This window comes from Leisingera sp. S132 (assembly GCF_025144465.1).
GTDB lineage: Bacteria > Pseudomonadota > Alphaproteobacteria > Rhodobacterales > Rhodobacteraceae > Leisingera.
The window spans coordinates 1,876,972-1,893,831 of the sequence record NZ_CP083553.1 but is presented as its reverse complement, the minus strand read 5'-3'; the positions used below and the strand labels follow the sequence as shown (position 1 = coordinate 1,893,831).

Sequence of the window (16,860 nt, the reverse complement as noted above, 5' to 3'; positions counted from 1 at the left end):
AAGCGAAAGCCGCGCATGCGGCGCGGCTTCGCGGGATGTGCAATGGTTGCGGGACGCTGAGAAGACTGCCAGGCAAAAGGGGCCTCAGTCAGAAGCTGCAGGCCAGTTCAATGGCCGGCAGCAGGGTCGCCAAACCACTGCCGGGATAGGGAAGGGGCAGCGGCTTACAGCCCCAGCCGAGCTTCTTCGCGAATGCCGCCGTCCTCCATCGGGAACTCTTCCAGCAGCCGGTGCAGCTGCATGAAGTTGAACTCGCTGACGAACTGCACGCCCACGTAGTCCGCCGTCTTCCAGCGCACCTGGGCTTCCATGATGTGGCCGCCAAAGCGCAGCGTCACCCGGCCGGAGGGGTCGCATTGGGTGTTCGGATGCACCTTCGCGCCGGCCCGGCTCAGGTCGACAAGATATCCCTGCACGGTCCGTTCACCCGCCTGCAGCACGCACGGTACCGCGCAGGGGTACCGTTTGGTGCGGCGGATCTTGCGGATGCCGATCCGGTCCAGGAAATACAGCACGCTGCCGCCCAGCACCAGAAACGAGACCCAGGCGATGCCGGCGTTGATGATCTGCTGGCGCTGGCGGGCATCACTGGCACTCACCGCAACCAGCTTGCTGCCGAACCCTTCTTCTTTGATCTGGTCGCACGGCAGCGCCTCCACCTGGGTGCCGTACTGCGACTGCAGCTCGAAGATCCCCATATGGCGCGCGCCTTCCAGCGCGGCCTGGCGGCCCTGGCTGGACAGGATCTGCAGCAGAACCGTGTTTTGCTGCATCAGCCGGAGCGTTCCGGCCTCGACCTGCTGAATCCCGACAGCCCGCATCCGCTGTTTGAGCGGGGCAGGCGGATTTGCGCCGATCCAGCTTTTCAGCTGCTGCGCGTAGTAGGGGCTCTGCCCGGTCTCAAGATAGCCCAGAAACCCGGCAGAGGCCCGGTTCAGGTCGGAAAGATCCTGATGCACAGGGCAGGCCGCGTCCGCCCGTCCGGGCAGCAGGGACAGGGTCAGCAAGACAGCAGCTGTCGGAAGCCATTTGCGCATGGCAGTGTATTCCTCACGTATTTCCGAAGGAGAGTCTGGCGCAAAGTTGCGAATTTGAGGTTAACGCGGAGGCATCTGATGCGGAAATGTGACTGCAGGCTGTCCCCGCCGCGGCATCATCGCCCCGGCAATGACACACAGCCTCATCCGGCACGCAAAAAAACGGGCTGGAGACATAATGGCCCAGAGCTCCAGCCCGTTACGGCAAACCACGAGGACGGGATGCCAAGTTTCGCGTTTTGATAAAGTCAACCTACGCATGAGTCGTTAATCAACCGTTCCCGTGACGCAAAAATAGCGTCACCGCCTGTTTTCCGTTGCGTCACACCGGCGGCCAGCCCGCTCTTGCACCCGGTTGCCATTCCAAGCTATTTGAACGGACGGATTGCCGAGGCATAGGAGAGCAAGGAATGCGCCGAGTAGTAGTCACCGGACTGGGCCTGGTCACCCCGCTGGCCAGCGGAGTCGAAGAAACCTGGTCCCGGTTGCTGGATGGACAGTCGGGTGCCGGCCCCATCACCCTGTTTGATGCCGAGGCAAGCGGCGTCACCACGACCTATGCCTGCGAGGTTCCGCGCGGCGATGGCTCCGAGGGCACCTTCAACCCCGATGACTGGGTCATCAAGAAAGAACAGAAGAAGATCGATGACTTCATCCTGTATGGCATCGCTGCCGCCGACATGGCCGTGCGCGACGCCGGCTGGACGCCCGAGGATGAGGAAAGCCGCCTGCGCACCGGCGTGATGATCGGCTCCGGCATCGGCGGCCTCAGCTCGATCGCCGACACCGCGGTGATGATCAAGGAGAAAGGCCCCCGCCGGGTGTCGCCGTTCTTCATCCCCGGCGCGCTGATCAACCTGATCTCCGGCCAGGTCTCGATCCGCTTCGGCTTCAAGGGCCCGAACCACTCTGTCGTGACCGCCTGCTCGACCGGCGCCCACGCCATTGGCGACGCGGCCCGTCTGATCAAATCCGGCGACGCCGATGTGATGATCGCAGGCGGTGCAGAGGCGGCGATCTGCGAGATTGGCATTGCCGGCTTCAACGCCTGCAAGGCGCTGTCCACCAAACGCGCTGACGACCCCACCAAGGCCTCGCGCCCCTATGATGCCGACCGCGACGGATTCGTGATGGGCGAGGGCGCCGGCATCGTGGTGCTGGAAGACTACGAGCACGCCAAGGCCCGCGGCGCCAAAATCTATGCCGAGGTTCTAGGCTACGGCCTGTCGGGCGACGCCTACCACATCACCGCCCCCTCCGAGGACGGCGAGGGCGGCGAACGCTCGATGAAGGCGGCCCTGGCCAACGCAGGGCTGGACGCCTCCGCCATCGACTACATCAACGCCCACGGCACCTCGACCATGGCGGACACCATCGAACTGGGCGCGGTCGAACGGCTGCTGGGCGATCACGCGGGCAATGTCACCATGTCCTCGACCAAATCCGCCACCGGCCACCTGCTGGGCGCTGCCGGCGCGATTGAGGCGATCTTCTCGATCCTGGCGATCCGCGACCAGGTGGCGCCGCCGACCATCAACCTCGACAACCCCGCGGTAGAAACCCCGGTCGACCTGGCCCCCAACGCCAAGCGTGAGCGCAAGATCAATGTGGCCCTGTCGAACTCCTTTGGCTTCGGCGGCACCAACGCATCGGTTCTGTTCGGGAAACCTGACTGATGTGGCGCAGCCTCGCCTCCAACATGCTGACGGTCCTGATCGCCGCCCTGTTCCTGCTGGGCGGCCTCATCCTGTGGGGCCAGTCGCAGTACAAGGCCGAGGGTCCGCTGGACACCGCGATCTGCCTGCGCGTGGATCGCGGCTCCAACATGGCCCGCGTCAGCCGCGACCTGGAATCGCAGGGCGCGGTCTCCTCCGGCACCATCTTCCGCCTTGGCGCCAAATACAGCGAGAAGACCGGCCAGCTGAAGGCCGGCAGCTTCCTGGTGGAGCCGGGCAGCTCGATGGAGCGGATCGTTGATGAGATCACCCATTCCGGCGCCTCCACCTGCGGCACCGAGATCGTCTACCGCATTGGCGTGACCCGCACCCAGGCCGAGGTGCGCGAACTGGACCCGGCAACCAGCAAGTTCGTGGAAAAGGCCGAGTTCGTCCTTGGCGAGGGGGAGGTGCCGTCTGAGTACACCGAGACCCGCCGGCAGGCCGACACCCGCTACCGCATCGCGCTGGCCGAGGGCGTGACCAGCTGGCAGGTGGTCGAAGCGCTGAAAGCGATGGACGTGCTGGACGGCGAACCGGGCGACCGCCCGGCAGAGGGCCTGCTGGCACCCGACAGCTATGAGGTCACACCAGGAACCCAGCGCGCCTCCGTGCTGGCCGAGATGCAGGAGCGCCAGCAGCTGCGCATCAACGCCGCCTGGGAAGGCCGCGCCAGCGATGCCGCTGTCTCCAGCCCTGAGGAAATGCTGATCCTTGCCTCGATCATCGAGAAGGAAACCGGCGTCGCCGAGGAACGCGGCATGGTGGCTTCGGTCTTCACCAACCGCCTGAACCGCGGCATGCGCCTGCAGACCGACCCGACGGTGATCTATGGCGTTACCAAGGGCGAGGGCGTCCTGGGCCGCGGCCTGCGCCAAAGCGAGCTGCGCAAGGCCACCCCCTGGAACACCTATGTGATCGAGGGCCTGCCGCCGACGCCGATCGCCAACCCCGGCCTTGCCAGCCTGGAGGCGGCGGTGAACCCGGAGACCACCAATTACGTGTTCTTCGTCGCCGACGGCACCGGCGGCCACGCCTTTGCCGAGACGCTGGACGAGCACAACGCCAACGTCGCCAAATGGCGCGAGATCGAGGCCGAGCAGCAGCAGAACAACTGACCGGACGCCGGAATTCGACGCGAATTCCGGCCCGGAAAACACGTGTTTTCCGAGCCGTTTCCCGCGCCGGGAAACGGTCTGCGGGGCAGGGCAGACACAGGGAAGGGCGCCGGTTGGCGCCCTTTTTTGCATCCGGGTACTTCCTCCGGGGTGTGTGCTGCGGTCAGGTGTAAATACAGATGTAGAAGTTCGATCCGCTCTGATAGCCGCCGCATTTGTCGTAGAACTCAATCGTCGCCTTCACGGTCTTGCCGGACAGCGCACTGAACTGCGATGTCAGATCCTGCGGCTGCATCGGTGTCACCACGCCGGAGCAGCCGTTGCTGTAATCATGCGTGTAAGTTGCAGTGTTGGTTTTGTCATTCTGGTCGGTCAGGGTCAGGTTGACCACATCGTCAACCGAGGTTTCGCCTTCGCCGCTCGGGCCGCCGGACATCACGATTGTCGCTCCCTCGGGAATGGAAACATAGTGCAGCGTGGCATCATAGAAGATCTTGCCGGCGTCGCCCGGAACAGGTGTCGACTCTTGTGCAGTGGCGATCTGGTAGCTTTTCCAACCCATCTGGTGTTCCTCGCAATTGATTGAGACAGTGATGCACAGCTTGGTGCAAGGCTGAACGTACAACTCATAATTGTGGATTCGGAAGGTGGATTCCGCGATAGTTTCACACCATTTGATTCACCTTATGCCTTGGAAGTCGAGGAATAATCCCCGTTCTACAGGTGCATAGGAGGTTGCGGGTTCTTTCCGTACTGAACCGGCGCCGCGTTGCCCCGATGCGAGCCCGCCGTGCGCGCGTCTTACGCAACCTCTTAAGACTGCAGTTTGAACCCGCAAAGGTTGTGTCATGGCGGGGCAAGCCGCCTGATGGCGCTTGAACGAAGCCTGGCAGCAGTCAGCTGGCCAAGCACCGGAAACCTGCGCAGGTTCCGGCTCGGAGAACACGTGTTTTCCGCTTCAGTGCGGAAAGTAACAGGGAAGCGCCAACAGGCGCCTTTCCCGTGTCTAGGCTGCCTTTTCTTGCTTCAGCTCCCGGATCTCTGCGCAGAGATGAGAAATCTTGTCCAGCCGCCGCGAAATCCGCTCCTGGAAGGAGCCCAGCTGGTCAATGATATCGGACAGTGTTGCGCCGTCCCGCGGCAGCCGGGCGCTTTCGATCTTGCACAACACCCGGGTGGAACTGAGGCCCAGGAACTGCCGCCGCATTGTTTCGCAAGCGCGGGTGATCCGCTCGGCTTCCCTGTCAACTTCCTTCAGCTCCATCCGGGCGCTCGCCACCTGCGCCTGGGTCAGCTGGCTGAGGATGTCCTGTTCGGCGCTCAGGTCAATTCCGCCCAGGCTCCGCCGCTCGCGCTGGAGCTGGCCGTCGCACTCGGTCAGGATGCGGGCCATGCCTTCCACAAACAGGCCCTGATTGACCAGGTCCTTTATCTTCGCGAAATTGCTGTCCTCGCCCATCACATGGGTGGAGAACCAGGTCGACATCTCACGCGACATCGACCCGTAGTTCTGCGACAGAACAGTCACCGGCCCGCCAGCAGGTTCAATCCGCGACGCAATCACGCGCAGGTTATGCGGAATGGTCCGCATGGCGGAAAAGTCGTCAATCAGCCCTTTGGTCTCGGTGACAAGCACCTCAGAGTTTTTCAGCTTCTGCCGCAGTCCGCGTATTGTCATATCCGGCGCTGACCCAAGGCCCGCGTCCCGGCTTTCCAATTCTTCGCTTAAGGCGTGCGCGGCAAATTCGCGGTAGGAGGCAAAGCCCATACCCGCCAGCCAGGCCAGCAGGTTGTCCCGGCTTTCCTCAGGACTCAGGCCATCGTCCTGCTCAGCCTTCAAGAGGTCGCAGTAGCCCTGCTTCACGGTGGCAAACAGGCTGCTGCTCGGTTTGATGCGGACGGAAAGATATCCGTCTTCGCAGGGCACAACCACAGCGAACACCCAGTAATACAATCCGTCCTTTGCCTTGTTCTTCACATAGGCGCCGATAAAATCCCCGTTCTGGATGATGTCCCAGAACAGCTGAAACACACCGCGCGGCATGTCCGGATGGCGGATGATCTTATGCGGCGCACCCAAAAGGGAATCCCAATCAAAGCCGGAGACCCGGCGGAAGATGTCATTGCCGGTTTTGATCACACCGCGGTCATCGGTGCGCGAGAAGAAGATCTCATCGAGCGCAAAGGGGGCTTCGCCATTTGCCGGACGCAGCTCAATCCGTCGGTCTGTAAAGGTCATTCCATGTATTCCTTTTCAGTCATCACGCGTCCTGAAGCAGGAAATAGCTGGTAAAGATTTAAATAGGGTTTAGCCTTTTACGGTGCCTTAACGGCAGCCTTCCAGCGTTTGCAGGCCATTGCCCGTTGCGTACCCACCGTACGCACCCCCTCCCGTAAACCTTGACTTTTACACTGAAATCGCGTAAAGGTTGTGGTGCAGCTGGAAGAAACATGGACGGCCCCGGACCCCTCCGCCGGCGGCCGTCCTGTCTTTCTCTCGTGCGGACAAAAAACGCATGAGGCAGAGCATCCCATGACACATCAGACCAATGGCCCGGAACCGGGCCACTCAGAACTGTGCCAGACGCCAGAGCAGGACGGCGGTGCCCTCCTGAAGCGGCAGGTGCATTACACCGCCGATCTCCTGCGGTCCCTGCAGGAGAGCATGCACCGCCTGCGCAACGCGGCGGAGGAGCTACGGGAGCAGCTTGAAACCACCGGCGGTGACGAAGTCACCGGCGCCAAGGCCCAGATCAGCCGTCTCGAAGGCCTGATCCGGGATTGCCAGAAAGTGGAGAAAGTCATTGCAGAACAAAGCACCGAATTCGCCCGCATGCTCAAATCCGAGCACGAACTCGATCCCGTCGCGGCGCGCGCAGCTGTCGAGCGCGGACTTTCTCGCCTGCGTGCCGCCCTCGATCCTGAGCTTGTTCTTGGATGAGCTGGACCGCAAGACCCTTTGCGCGCTGCCGCATCTGTTCGACATCTGGGCGCTGGAGCACCAGCGCCCTCCGGACGGGGATTGGCGCGCCTGGGTGATCCTGGGCGGCCGCGGTGCGGGCAAGACGCGGGCAGGGGCCGAATGGGTCCGCTCCCTGGCCGAAGGGGCCAGCCCCTATGATCCCGGCACTGCGCGGCGCATTGCGCTGGTGGCCGAAACCTATGACCAGGTGCGCGACGTGATGATCCACGGCGACAGCGGCATCCTGGCCTGCTCGCCGCCGGACCGGCGCCCCAAGTGGAAAGCCTCGGAGCGCAAGCTGATCTGGCCCAACGGCGCCGAGGCGCAGGCGTTTTCCGCCCACGACCCCGAGGCGCTGCGCGGCCCCCAGTTCGACGCCGCCTGGGCGGATGAGCTGGCCAAGTGGCGCAAAGGGCAGGAGAGCTGGGACATGCTGCAGTTTGCGCTGCGGCTGGGGCAGGACCCGCGCGTCTGCGTCACCACCACGCCGCGCAACGCGCCCGTGCTGAAACGGCTTCTGGCCTCGCCCAGCACCGTCACCACCCACGCCGCGACCGAGGCCAACCGCGCCAATCTCGCGCCCTCCTTCCTGACGGAGGTGCGGGCACGCTATGCGGGCACCCGGCTGGGCCGGCAGGAGCTCGACGGGGTGATGCTCTCGGATATCCAGGGCGCGCTCTGGACCACCGCAGCCCTGGTGGAGGCCCAAGTGGTCGAGGCACCGCCGTTGGACCGGGTGGTGGTCGCCGTCGACCCGGCCGTCAGCGCGGGCAAAGGCTCTGATGCCTGCGGCATCGTGGTGGCGGGCGCGGTCACCCACGGCCCGCCGCAGGACTGGCAGGCGTATGTGCTGGCGGATTGCACCGTGCACGGCGTAGGGCCGCTCGCCTGGGCACAGGCGGTGATCGCCGCCCGTGACCGGTACAGCGCCGAACGGGTGGTGGCAGAGGTCAACCAGGGCGGCGCATTGGTCGAAACCGTGCTGCGCCAGGCCGACCCGCTGGTGCCGTTCCGTGCCCTGCACGCCCGCAAGGGCAAATCCGCCCGCGCCGAGCCGGTGGCTGCGCTCTATGAGCAGGGCCGGGTGTTTCACCTGCCGGGGATGGGAGAGCTGGAGGACCAGATGTGCCAGATGACCCCGCAGGGCTACCGCGGCAGCGGCTCGCCCGACCGGGTGGATGCGCTGGTCTGGGCCTTGCATGAGCTGATCATCCTGCCCGCCGCCAACCTGCGCAGGCCGCAGGTCAGGGTGCTGTAAGCTACCGCCTGGCCGCACGCCGGGCAGCGCCCGTCCGCCCTCCGTCATGCCGGAGGCGTGCTTCCAGCACGATGGGGCGGGCGCTTCTCGCCCACCCGCGGACCGGCGCTGCCCTTCGTGAACTCCGCAAACCGCCCGCTGCGCAACGGGCGGTTTTCGTTTGAATACAACGCTATAACCCAAGGTGTTGCGCACCCACCGTACGCACCGCTTGCCAAATCTTCAGGCCTTTGGGGCACTAATAATCCTCAGCAAAGGCGCACCAGCCCCACCGGGCCAGCAGCGTCATGATGAACAACCTGAGGAGCGGACCATGGTCTTTGACCTGCTGCGGCGCAAAACGCCAGACCCCCAGAAATCAGGCCCCAATACTCCGGGCCTGGAACAGAAGGCCAGCCAGACCGCCCGCGTGGTCTCCTGGCATGGCGCCGGTCGCATCGCCTGGAGCCCGCGCGACACCGTATCCCTGACCCGCAGCGGCTTTGCCGGCAATCCGGTCGCCCACCGGGTGATCCGCCTCATTGCCGAGGCCGCCGCCGCCGTGCCGCTGGTGCTGCAGGACAACCGCCAGCGCTATGACACCCACCCCTGGCTGGCGCTGCTGGCCCGCCCTAACCCGGCGCAGACCCAGGCCGAGCTGCTGGAGGCGCTCTACGGCCACCTGTTGCTCTCCGGCAATGCCTATATCGAGATGGTCACGGCAGAGGACGCCACCCCCGCCGAACTGCATGTGCTGCGCTCCGACCGGATGAACGTGGTGCCGGGACCGGACGGCTGGCCCGCAGGCTTTGACTATGTGGCGGGCGGGCGCAAGCACCGCTTTGCCAACGAGCCGGGCAATTCCCCGGTCTGCCATATCAAAAGCTTCCACCCGCAGGACGACCACTACGGCCTCTCGGCCCTGCAATCGGCCGCGATGGCGATTGACGTTCACAACGCCGCCTCCCGCTGGTCCAAGGCGCTGCTGGACAACGCAGCCCGCCCCTCCGGCGCGCTGGTATGGACTGGCTCCGACGGCCAGGGGCAGATGTCCGACGAACAATTCCGCCACTTGAGCGAAGAAATTCAAACGAATTTCCAGGGCGCGCAGAACGCGGGCCGCCCGATGGTGCTGGAGGGCGGGCTTGACTGGAAGCCGATGGGCTTCTCCCCCTCCGACATGGAATTCCAGAAAACCAAGGACACCGCCGCCCGCGAGATTGCGCTCGCCTTCGGGGTGCCGCCGATGCTGATCGGCATCCCTGGCGATGCGACCTATGCCAACTACCAGGAGGCCAACCGCGCCTTCTACCGGCTGACCGTTCTGCCCTTGGTGTCCAAGGTCACCGCCGCGCTGTCCGGCTGGCTCACCGCCTGGACCGGCGACGCGCTGACGCTGAAGCCCGACCTCGACCAGCTGCCTGCCTTGGCGGCTGAGCGCGAGGCGCAGTGGCGGCGCATCACCTCCGCGGATTTCCTCACACCCGCGGAGAAGCGGCAGCTGCTGGGGTTGCCCACAGAAGCCCCAGCCGCGCCGCAGACGGAGGGCGGACAGGATGACTGAGCACCCGATGCACGCATTTGATTGTTCACCGGGATTGCGCCTGTCCGCCCATGAGCGGGTCGCCCAGATCCAGAACGACGCGGTGAACCGCCGCCTCGACCGGATCGAACAGATGATGGAGCGGCTGGAAAAACGCCTCTGGCTCACCGTCTACGGCGTCGCCGCAGTGATCCTGGCCCAGGCCTTCCAATCCTTCCTGACGGTTCAATTGCCGTAATTCCAACGACTTGCGAGGTTCAGATGATGCAGGGATCCCCCCAGCTGGAACATAAATTCGCACGCTTCGGCGAGGATCTCTCGCTGAAGGACGCAACTGAAATCAAGGGCTACGCCAGCCTGTTCGGCCAGACCGACCAGGGCGGCGACGTGGTGATGCGCGGCGCCTACGCCGCCTCGCTCAAGACGCTCCGCGATCAGGGCCGGACGGTCAAGATGCTGTGGCAGCACGACCCGCACCAGCCCATCGGCGTCTGGGACGAGGTGCGCGAGGACAAGCGCGGACTGTATGTGAAGGGCCGCATCCTCACCGCCACCCCCAAAGGCGCCGAAGCGGCGGCCTTGATCGAGGGTGGCGCCATCGACGGCCTGTCGATCGGCTACCGCACCCAGAAAGCCACCCGCGCGCCGGACGGCACCCGCCACCTGACCCAGGTGGAGCTGTGGGAGGTGTCGCTGGTCACCTTCCCGATGCTGCCCGCCGCCCGGGTGGCGGCAAAATCCTCCGCTGATGCGGAAGCGCAAGCGCTGCGCGCCCTGGCCGATGGCCTGCGCCAGATCACCCGTGACCTCAGAACAGGACACCCATCATGAGCAATCAAGACCTCCCGGCCCAAACCGGGGACGCAGCGCCCCTGGCGCATGAAGTGAAACAGGCCATTACCGGCTTTCTTCATGAATTCAAGGGGTTTCAGGACGACGTGCAATCAAGGCTGAAACAGGCAGAAGAGCGAGTGACCATGCTGGACCGTAAGACAATCTCTCAGAACCGCCCCCATCTGGCAGCCAGCCAGGACGCGGGCGCCCCGCATCAGAAGGCGTTCAACGCCTACCTGCGCAACGGCGACGACGACGGCCTGCGCGGCCTCGAACTGGAGGGCAAATCCATGTCCACCGCGGTGGGCAGCGACGGCGGCTATCTGGTCGACCCGCAGACCGCCGACACCGTCAAGGCGGTGCTGAACGCCTCCGCCTCGATCCGCGCCGTGGCCTCCGTGGTGCATGTGGAGGCCTCAAGCTATGACGTGCTGATCGACCACAGCGAAATGGGCGCCGGCTGGGCCAATGAAACCGGCCCGTCCACGGAAACCTCCACCGGCAGCATCGACCGCATCTCGATCCCGCTGCATGAACTCAGCGCGCTGCCCAAGGCGTCGCAGCGGCTGCTCGATGACAGCGCCTTTGATATCGAAGGCTGGCTGGCCGGCCGCATCGCCGACAAGTTTTCCCGCTCCGAGGCCGACGCCTTCATCAACGGCGACGGCAATGACAAGCCCACCGGCTTCCTCAACTACAACGTCGAGGAAAACGACAGCTGGACCTGGGGCAACATCGGCTACAAGGCCACCGGCGTCGATGGCGAGATCGGCAACGGCGACGCGATCATCGACCTGGTCTATGCGCTGGGGGCGGAATACCGCGCCAATGCCACTTTCATTCTGAACTCCAAGACCGCGGGAATGCTGCGGAAATTGAAGGACGCCGACGGCCGCTTCCTGTGGTCCGACGGTCTGGCCGCAGGCGAACCTGCGCGCCTGATGGGCTACCCGGTGCTGATCGCCGAGGACATGCCGGATCCGGCCGCCAACAGCTTTCCCATCGCCTTCGGCGACTTCCGCGCCGGCTACACCATTGCCGAACGCCCGGACCTGCGGGTGATGCGCGACCCCTTCAGCGCCAAGCCGCATGTTCTGTTCTACGCGACCAAGCGCGTCGGCGGCGACGTCAGCGACTTTGCCGCGATCAAGCTGATGAAATTCGGCCTGAGCTAACCGCTCAGCGCTGATGGCGGACCGGCAGCCCGGTCCGCCGGCTGGCACGCACCCCATATTTCCTTGCCGTCTAGCTGCTCCCCCTCCGTCCGAGCGGCAGGGAACGGTGCGTGCCGGCCGAACCTTTGAACGGACAGCAGATCAGGGCCGGCTCAGGGGGAGGCCCGCAGGAGTGAGATGATGATGCTGAGCGAAGTGACCCCCGTGCCCGAGGCCGCCCTGCCGCTGGCCCAGTTTAAGGCACACCTCCGCCTGGGCACCGGCTTTGGCGAGGACAGCCTGCAGGATGAGGTGCTGATCGGCTTCCTGCGCGCCGCCCTGGCCGCGGTGGAAGGAAGAACCGGCAAGGCACTGATAACCCGCGAATTTGAGATCGAAATCCGCCACTGGCGCGACCGTGCCCGGATGGTGTTTCCCATCGCCCCGGTGCAGATGGTGACAGAGGTGATGACCCGTGACGCCGCAGGCGCTGAGACGGTGCAGGACCCCGCCGCCTACCGCCTGGAGCGCGACAGCCAGCGCCCGGCGCTGTGTCCCGCGGGCAGCCTGCTGCCCCCGATACCAGCCGGCGGTCTGGCACGGATCACCCTGCAGGCCGGCATGGCCGCGGACTGGGGCGGCTTGCCCGCCGATCTGGGCCAGGCGGTGATGCTGCTGGCGGCGCATTACTACGAATACCGGGCCGACACCGGCCTCCATGGCGGCTGCATGCCCTTTGGCGTCACCAGCCTGATCGAACGCTACCGCACGCTGCGGCTGACATTGGGGGGCCTCGCATGAAACGCCCCCCGAACCTGACCCGCAAACTGGTGCTGGAAGACCCCCAGCGGACCCCCGACGGTGCCGGTGGCTATGCTGAGGCCTGGGTGGCGCTTGGCACCCACTGGGCAGAGGTGAAGCCGCTCAGCGGACGTCTGAACAGCGACAGCCTGTCTTTGCAGAAATACCGCATCACCCTGCGCGCCAGCCCGGATGGCTTTGCGTCCCATCCGCGCCCTGATCAGCGGTTCCGGGATGAAGACCGCCTCTATCGCATTGATGCGGTTGCGGAAAGCAGTTCCGGCGCCCGCTACCTCACCTGTTTCGCGGTTGCGGAGGTGAGCACATGACCTATGCCATCGCAGGCGGGCTGCAATTCGCTGTCTACACCCACCTGACCGGCGACGCGGGCCTCACCGCGCTGGTCGGCAATGCGATCTACGACGCGATCCCCGCAGGCCCCTTGCCGCAGACCTATGTGGCCTTGGGATCAGAGGAGGTGCTGGACCGTTCCGACAAGACCGCAGGCGGGGCCGAACACCGCTTCTTTGTCACCGTCACCACCGACATGGCCGGCTTTGCCACCGCCAAATCCGCCGCCGCCGCCGTCTGCGACGCGCTGGTCGGCGCCGCGGTGCCGCTGCCGCGCGGGCAATTGACCGGCCTCTGGTTCGACCGGGCCAAGGCAGAGCGGCTGAGCACCGGCGGCCGTCAGATCACCCTGCGCTTCCGCGCCCGTGTGGACGATATCTGAACCGCAGAAACTTCGTGAAACCAATTGAAATACATGGAGAACCCCCATGAAAGTTCAAAACGGCAAGGACCTCTTGGTCAAAGTGGACATGAACGGCGCAGGCCTTTTTGAGACCATCGCCGGCTTGCGCGCCACAAGGATCAGCTTCAACGCTGAAAGCGTCGATGTGACCAGCCTCGAAAGCCAGGGCGGCTGGCGCGAATTGCTGGCAGGCGCCGGTGTGCGCTCCGCCAGCATCTCCGGCTCCGGCATCTTTAGGGATGAGGCGACCGACGAACGCGCCCGGCAGCTGTTCTTTGACGGGCTCACGCCGGAGTTCCAGGTGATCATCCCCGACTTCGGCATCGTGCAGGGGCCGTTCCAGGTCACAGCACTTGAATACGCCGGCAGCCACAATGGCGAGGCGACCTATGAACTGTCGCTCGCCAGCGCCGGCCAGCTCAGCTTTGCGGCGGTTTGACCGATGGTGAACCCGCATGCAGGTGAGGCAGAATTGCTTGTGAATGGAAGCCATTACGCGCTGAAGCTGACGCTGGGCGCACTGGCGGGGCTTGAGGCCGCGCTGGAGGAAGGCACGCTGGTGGACCTGGTGCAGAGGTTCGAACAGGGCCGGTTTTCCGCCCGCGACGTGCTGGCGCTGCTGGCCGCAGGATTGCAGGGCGGCGGGTATGATCTCAGCCGCGAGGACCTAGCCGCGGCCGCCATTGGCGGCGGCCCGATGCAGGCGGCGCGGGTGGCAGCGGAACTGCTGGTACGCAGCTTTGCCGTGCCGGACAGCCCATGAGTGCGCTCGACTGGCCCGCGCTGATGCGCGCCGGGATGGCGGGGCTGAAACTGCTGCCGCGCGACTTCTGGCAGCTGACGCCTGCCGAGCTGCGGCTGATGCTGGGCGATCCGGTTTCGCCGCAGCCGCTGGGCCGCGACCGGCTTTCGGCCTTGATGGCGGCCTTCCCGGACACCGCCGGCGCGAAGAACAAGGAGACAACGGATGACTGACTCATCTTCGATGGCAGAACTGGAATTGCAGGGCGAGGCTTTGGGAGAAGCGCTGGACGGTGCCTCTGGAATGGCCGCGGCCTTTGCAGAAGTGCTGGGGCGGGTCAAGGAGGGGTTTTCCGAGACCGGCCGCGATGCCCAGATCCTGGACCGCAGCCTTTCCAAGGGTTTGCGCCGCGCCTTTGACGGGTTGGTGTTCGACGGCGACAGCCTGTCAGAGGCGATGGAGACGCTGAGGAACAGCATGATCCGCACCACCTATAACGCGGCGATGAAACCGGTCACCAATCATGTGGGCGGACTGATATCCGACGGGTTCGGCAGTCTGATCGGCAACCTGCTGCCCTTCGCCAATGGCGCCGCCTTCAGCCAGGGCAAGGTGATGCCCTTTGCCAAGGGCGGCATTGTTACCAGCCCCACAACCTTCCCGCTGCGCGGCGCGACCGGGCTGATGGGGGAAGCGGGGCCGGAGGCGATCCTGCCGCTCACCCGCGGGGCCGATGGCTCGCTGGGGGTGCGCAGCCAGGGCGGCGGGGCTGTGAATGTGGTGATGAATGTCTCCACCCCGGACGTGAAAGGCTTTGAACGCAGCCGCAGCCAGATCGCCGCGCAGCTGTCGCGGGCGCTGTCCCGTGGCGGACGCAACCGTTAAGGATGGAGGGTAACACGATGAATTTCCACGAAGTCCGCTTTCCCGCGTCGCTCAGCTTCGGCTCTGTCGGCGGGCCAGAGCGGCGCACCGATGTGGTGACGCTGGCCAACGGCTTTGAGGAGCGCAACACCCCCTGGGCGCACTCCCGCCGCCGCTATGACGCGGGCCTTGGCCTGCGCGCGCTGGAGGATATCGAGGTGCTGATCGCCTTTTTCGAGGCGCGCCAGGGGCAGCTGTACGGGTTCCGCTGGAAGGATTGGAGCGACTTCAAATCCGGCCGGCCCAGTGCGGAGGCAGCCTTTGACGATCAGGTGATTGCCACCGGCGACGGCAGCAGCGTGACGTTCCAGCTCACCAAGACTTACCGGTCGGGTGAATTCACCTATCAGCGCCCGATTGCCAAGCCGGTTGCGGGCACCGTGCGGGTCGGGATCGAGCAGGACGAGCTGCGCGAAGGCGTCGATTACCAGCTGGATACCGCCACCGGCCTCATCACCCTGGCGCACCCGCCGGAGGTCGGCCTCAGCATCAATGCAGGGTTTGAGTTCGACGTGCCGGTGCGGTTCGACACCGCCAGCATCCAGACCAGCGTGGCGTCGTTTCAGGCCGGGGAGGCACCTGCCGTTCCAGTGGTGGAGGTGCGGGTATGACAAGCCTTTCCAGTGCCTTGCACGACCATCTTCAATCCGGCATCACCACGGTGTGCCGCGCCTGGGCGCTGGCGCGGCGGGACGGCGCGGTGCTGGGATTTACCGATCATGACTGCGTGCTGTCCTTTGACGGCATCACCTTCCAGCCCGGCAGCGGGCTGACCGCGCGGGCGGTGAGCCAAGCCACCGGCCTGTCGGTCGACAACACCGAGGCCTTGGGGGTTCTGAGCGACGCTGCGGTGCGCGAGGAGGACATCGAGGCGGGCCGGTTTGATGGCGCGGAGGTGCGCTGCTGGCTGGTCAATTGGCAGGATGTCTCGATGCGGTGGCTGCAATTCCGCGGCTCCATCGGCGAGATCCGCCGCGCAGGCGGTGCCTTTGAGGCAGAGCTGCGCGGGCTGACCGAAGCGCTGAACCAGCCGCTGGGACGGATCTACCAGAAACCCTGCACCGCGGTGCTGGGCGACGGGGTTTGCAGGTTCGACCTGAACACACCGGGCTATACTGCTGAAATTGCAACTGAAACCGTGAGCCGCAGCGAGGAGTTCCGCTGGGGCGCTTTGCCGGGGTTTGAACCCAGCTGGTTTGAGGATGGCCGGCTGACGGTCCTGAGCGGCGCGGCAGAAGGGCTTTGGGCTGCCATCAAGGCGGACCGCAGCGATGCAGAGGGGCGCAGGATCACCCTGTGGGAGCCGGTGCGGGCTGTGGTGCAGCCGGGTGACATGGTCCGGCTGCAGGCCGGCTGCGACAAGCGCATGGAGACCTGCCGGCTGAAATTCAACAATCTTCTGAACTTCCAGGGGTTTCCCGACATTCCGGGCGAGGACTGGGTTATGGCGGTGCCGCGCCAGTCGGGCACCAATACCGGGGGCAGCCGGCGATGAACCGGGTGGTGGAGGCCGCACGCGGCTGGATCGGCACGCCCTATGTGCATCAGGCGTCCTGCAAGGGCGCGGGCTGTGATTGCCTGGGGCTGATCCGGGGGCTGTGGCGCGAGCTGCTGGGCGCCGAGCCGGAGCTGCCGCCCGCCTACACGATGGACTGGTCCGAACCTCAGGGCGCCGAGGCGCTGTGGCAGGCCGCGGCGCGGCATCTGGCGGCGAAACCGCTGGATGCGGCGGCCCCCGGCGATGTGATCCTGTTCCGGATGCGCGAGGGATCGGTGGCCAAGCATCTGGGGGTGCAGTCCAAGGTTTGTACCAAAGAAATGAGGGCTGCGTCTGCCTGGGCGGGCGCGAATGCGCCTGCCGGGGGGCAGGCAGGCGCAGCCCGGCGGTGCCGCCGGGCGGAACAGGTCTGCAGCGCCCCGTCCTTCATCCACGCCTATGCCGGCCACGGGGTTGTCGAAAGCCCGCTGAGCCCGCCCTGGCAGCGCCGCATCGTGGCGCGGTTTAACTTCCCTGGCACGTCCTGGCAAAGGAGCTGATC

The 16,860-nt window shown here is 65.2% G+C and carries 21 protein-coding genes; 18 read left to right on the top strand and 3 right to left on the bottom strand.

Translation table 11 applies throughout. The features are described from left to right. Window positions 1–164: 164 nt before the first annotated feature. A complete protein-coding gene (locus tag K3725_RS09235) occupies window positions 165–1,037 on the bottom strand; it encodes a PilZ domain-containing protein (RefSeq protein WP_260018470.1) in 873 nt (290 codons plus the stop codon). Window positions 1,038–1,447: 410 nt separating this feature from the next. Between K3725_RS09235 and fabF the strand changes: the two genes are divergently transcribed. Beyond that, window positions 1,448–2,713 carry a beta-ketoacyl-ACP synthase II gene (gene fabF / locus K3725_RS09230; RefSeq protein WP_260018469.1) on the top strand — a complete coding sequence of 422 codons (1,266 nt, stop codon included), beginning with the start codon at window positions 1,448–1,450 and terminating at the stop codon, window positions 2,711–2,713. Then, window positions 2,713–3,870, top strand: coding sequence for an endolytic transglycosylase MltG (gene mltG, locus K3725_RS09225; RefSeq protein ID WP_260018468.1), 1,158 nt, complete (start codon window positions 2,713–2,715; stop codon window positions 3,868–3,870). The genes fabF and mltG overlap by 1 nt, the downstream gene beginning before the upstream one ends. Before the next feature lie 163 nt (window positions 3,871–4,033). Here the strand turns inward: mltG and K3725_RS09220 are convergent, their stop codons facing one another. Both K3725_RS09220 and K3725_RS09215 read right to left on the bottom strand, forming a co-directional pair. Further along, on the bottom strand, window positions 4,034–4,432 hold the full coding sequence (locus K3725_RS09220) for a hypothetical protein (RefSeq protein ID WP_260018467.1): 399 nt from the start codon (window positions 4,430–4,432) through the stop codon (window positions 4,034–4,036). A gap of 444 nt (window positions 4,433–4,876) precedes the next feature. Further along, a complete protein-coding gene (locus tag K3725_RS09215) occupies window positions 4,877–6,109 on the bottom strand; it encodes a PAS domain-containing protein (RefSeq protein WP_260018466.1) in 1,233 nt (410 codons plus the stop codon). A gap of 294 nt (window positions 6,110–6,403) precedes the next feature. On the opposite strand from K3725_RS09215, the gene K3725_RS09210 reads away from it, so the two are divergent. From K3725_RS09210 to K3725_RS09135, 16 genes are all read left to right on the top strand, one after another. Then, window positions 6,404–6,811, top strand: a complete 408-nt coding sequence (locus K3725_RS09210; protein ID WP_260018465.1) for a hypothetical protein — start codon at window positions 6,404–6,406, stop codon at window positions 6,809–6,811. Beyond that, a complete protein-coding gene (locus tag K3725_RS09205) occupies window positions 6,804–8,090 on the top strand; it encodes a terminase large subunit domain-containing protein (protein WP_311202226.1) in 1,287 nt (428 codons plus the stop codon). Before K3725_RS09210 ends, K3725_RS09205 begins: the two co-directional genes overlap by 8 nt. 313 nt (window positions 8,091–8,403) lie before the next feature. Next, window positions 8,404–9,633, top strand: coding sequence for a phage portal protein (locus K3725_RS09200; protein WP_260018463.1), 1,230 nt, complete (start codon window positions 8,404–8,406; stop codon window positions 9,631–9,633). Then, window positions 9,626–9,850: a hypothetical protein gene (locus K3725_RS09195; protein ID WP_039182700.1), complete on the top strand. Its 225-nt coding sequence runs from the start codon at window positions 9,626–9,628 to the stop codon at window positions 9,848–9,850. Before K3725_RS09200 ends, K3725_RS09195 begins: the two co-directional genes overlap by 8 nt. A gap of 26 nt (window positions 9,851–9,876) precedes the next feature. Further along, window positions 9,877–10,443 carry an HK97 family phage prohead protease gene (locus K3725_RS09190; protein WP_409201594.1) on the top strand — a complete coding sequence of 189 codons (567 nt, stop codon included), beginning with the start codon at window positions 9,877–9,879 and terminating at the stop codon, window positions 10,441–10,443. Further along, window positions 10,440–11,621 carry a phage major capsid protein gene (locus K3725_RS09185; RefSeq protein WP_260018461.1) on the top strand — a complete coding sequence of 394 codons (1,182 nt, stop codon included), beginning with the start codon at window positions 10,440–10,442 and terminating at the stop codon, window positions 11,619–11,621. The genes K3725_RS09190 and K3725_RS09185 overlap by 4 nt, the downstream gene beginning before the upstream one ends. Window positions 11,622–11,801: 180 nt before the next feature. Further along, entirely contained in the window at window positions 11,802–12,401 is a 600-nt protein-coding gene (locus K3725_RS09180; protein ID WP_260018460.1) for a head-tail connector protein, read from the top strand. Next, window positions 12,398–12,730, top strand: coding sequence for a head-tail adaptor protein (locus K3725_RS09175; RefSeq protein WP_260018459.1), 333 nt, complete (start codon window positions 12,398–12,400; stop codon window positions 12,728–12,730). The genes K3725_RS09180 and K3725_RS09175 overlap by 4 nt, the downstream gene beginning before the upstream one ends. Then, window positions 12,727–13,134: a DUF3168 domain-containing protein gene (locus K3725_RS09170; protein WP_260018458.1), complete on the top strand. Its 408-nt coding sequence runs from the start codon at window positions 12,727–12,729 to the stop codon at window positions 13,132–13,134. The genes K3725_RS09175 and K3725_RS09170 overlap by 4 nt, the downstream gene beginning before the upstream one ends. 46 nt (window positions 13,135–13,180) lie before the next feature. After that, a complete protein-coding gene (locus K3725_RS09165; RefSeq protein WP_260018457.1) occupies window positions 13,181–13,594 on the top strand; it encodes a phage major tail protein, TP901-1 family in 414 nt (137 codons plus the stop codon). Window positions 13,595–13,597: 3 nt separating this feature from the next. Then, window positions 13,598–13,918 (top strand): gene transfer agent family protein, encoded by a 321-nt coding sequence (locus K3725_RS09160; protein WP_260018456.1) that lies wholly within the window; start codon window positions 13,598–13,600, stop codon window positions 13,916–13,918. Beyond that, the gene (locus K3725_RS09155; protein WP_260018455.1) at window positions 13,915–14,130 is read left to right on the top strand and encodes a rcc01693 family protein; all 216 of its coding nucleotides are present in this window, start codon (window positions 13,915–13,917) and stop codon (window positions 14,128–14,130) included. Before K3725_RS09160 ends, K3725_RS09155 begins: the two co-directional genes overlap by 4 nt. Then, window positions 14,123–14,782: a phage tail tape measure protein gene (locus K3725_RS09150; protein ID WP_260018454.1), complete on the top strand. Its 660-nt coding sequence runs from the start codon at window positions 14,123–14,125 to the stop codon at window positions 14,780–14,782. Before K3725_RS09155 ends, K3725_RS09150 begins: the two co-directional genes overlap by 8 nt. 17 nt (window positions 14,783–14,799) lie before the next feature. After that, a complete protein-coding gene (locus tag K3725_RS09145) occupies window positions 14,800–15,432 on the top strand; it encodes a DUF2460 domain-containing protein (protein WP_260018453.1) in 633 nt (210 codons plus the stop codon). Then, the gene (locus K3725_RS09140; protein WP_260018452.1) at window positions 15,429–16,316 is read left to right on the top strand and encodes a DUF2163 domain-containing protein; all 888 of its coding nucleotides are present in this window, start codon (window positions 15,429–15,431) and stop codon (window positions 16,314–16,316) included. The genes K3725_RS09145 and K3725_RS09140 overlap by 4 nt, the downstream gene beginning before the upstream one ends. Then, entirely contained in the window at window positions 16,313–16,858 is a 546-nt protein-coding gene (locus K3725_RS09135; protein WP_260018451.1) for a peptidase, read from the top strand. The genes K3725_RS09140 and K3725_RS09135 overlap by 4 nt, the downstream gene beginning before the upstream one ends. Window positions 16,859–16,860: the final 2 nt, after the last annotated feature.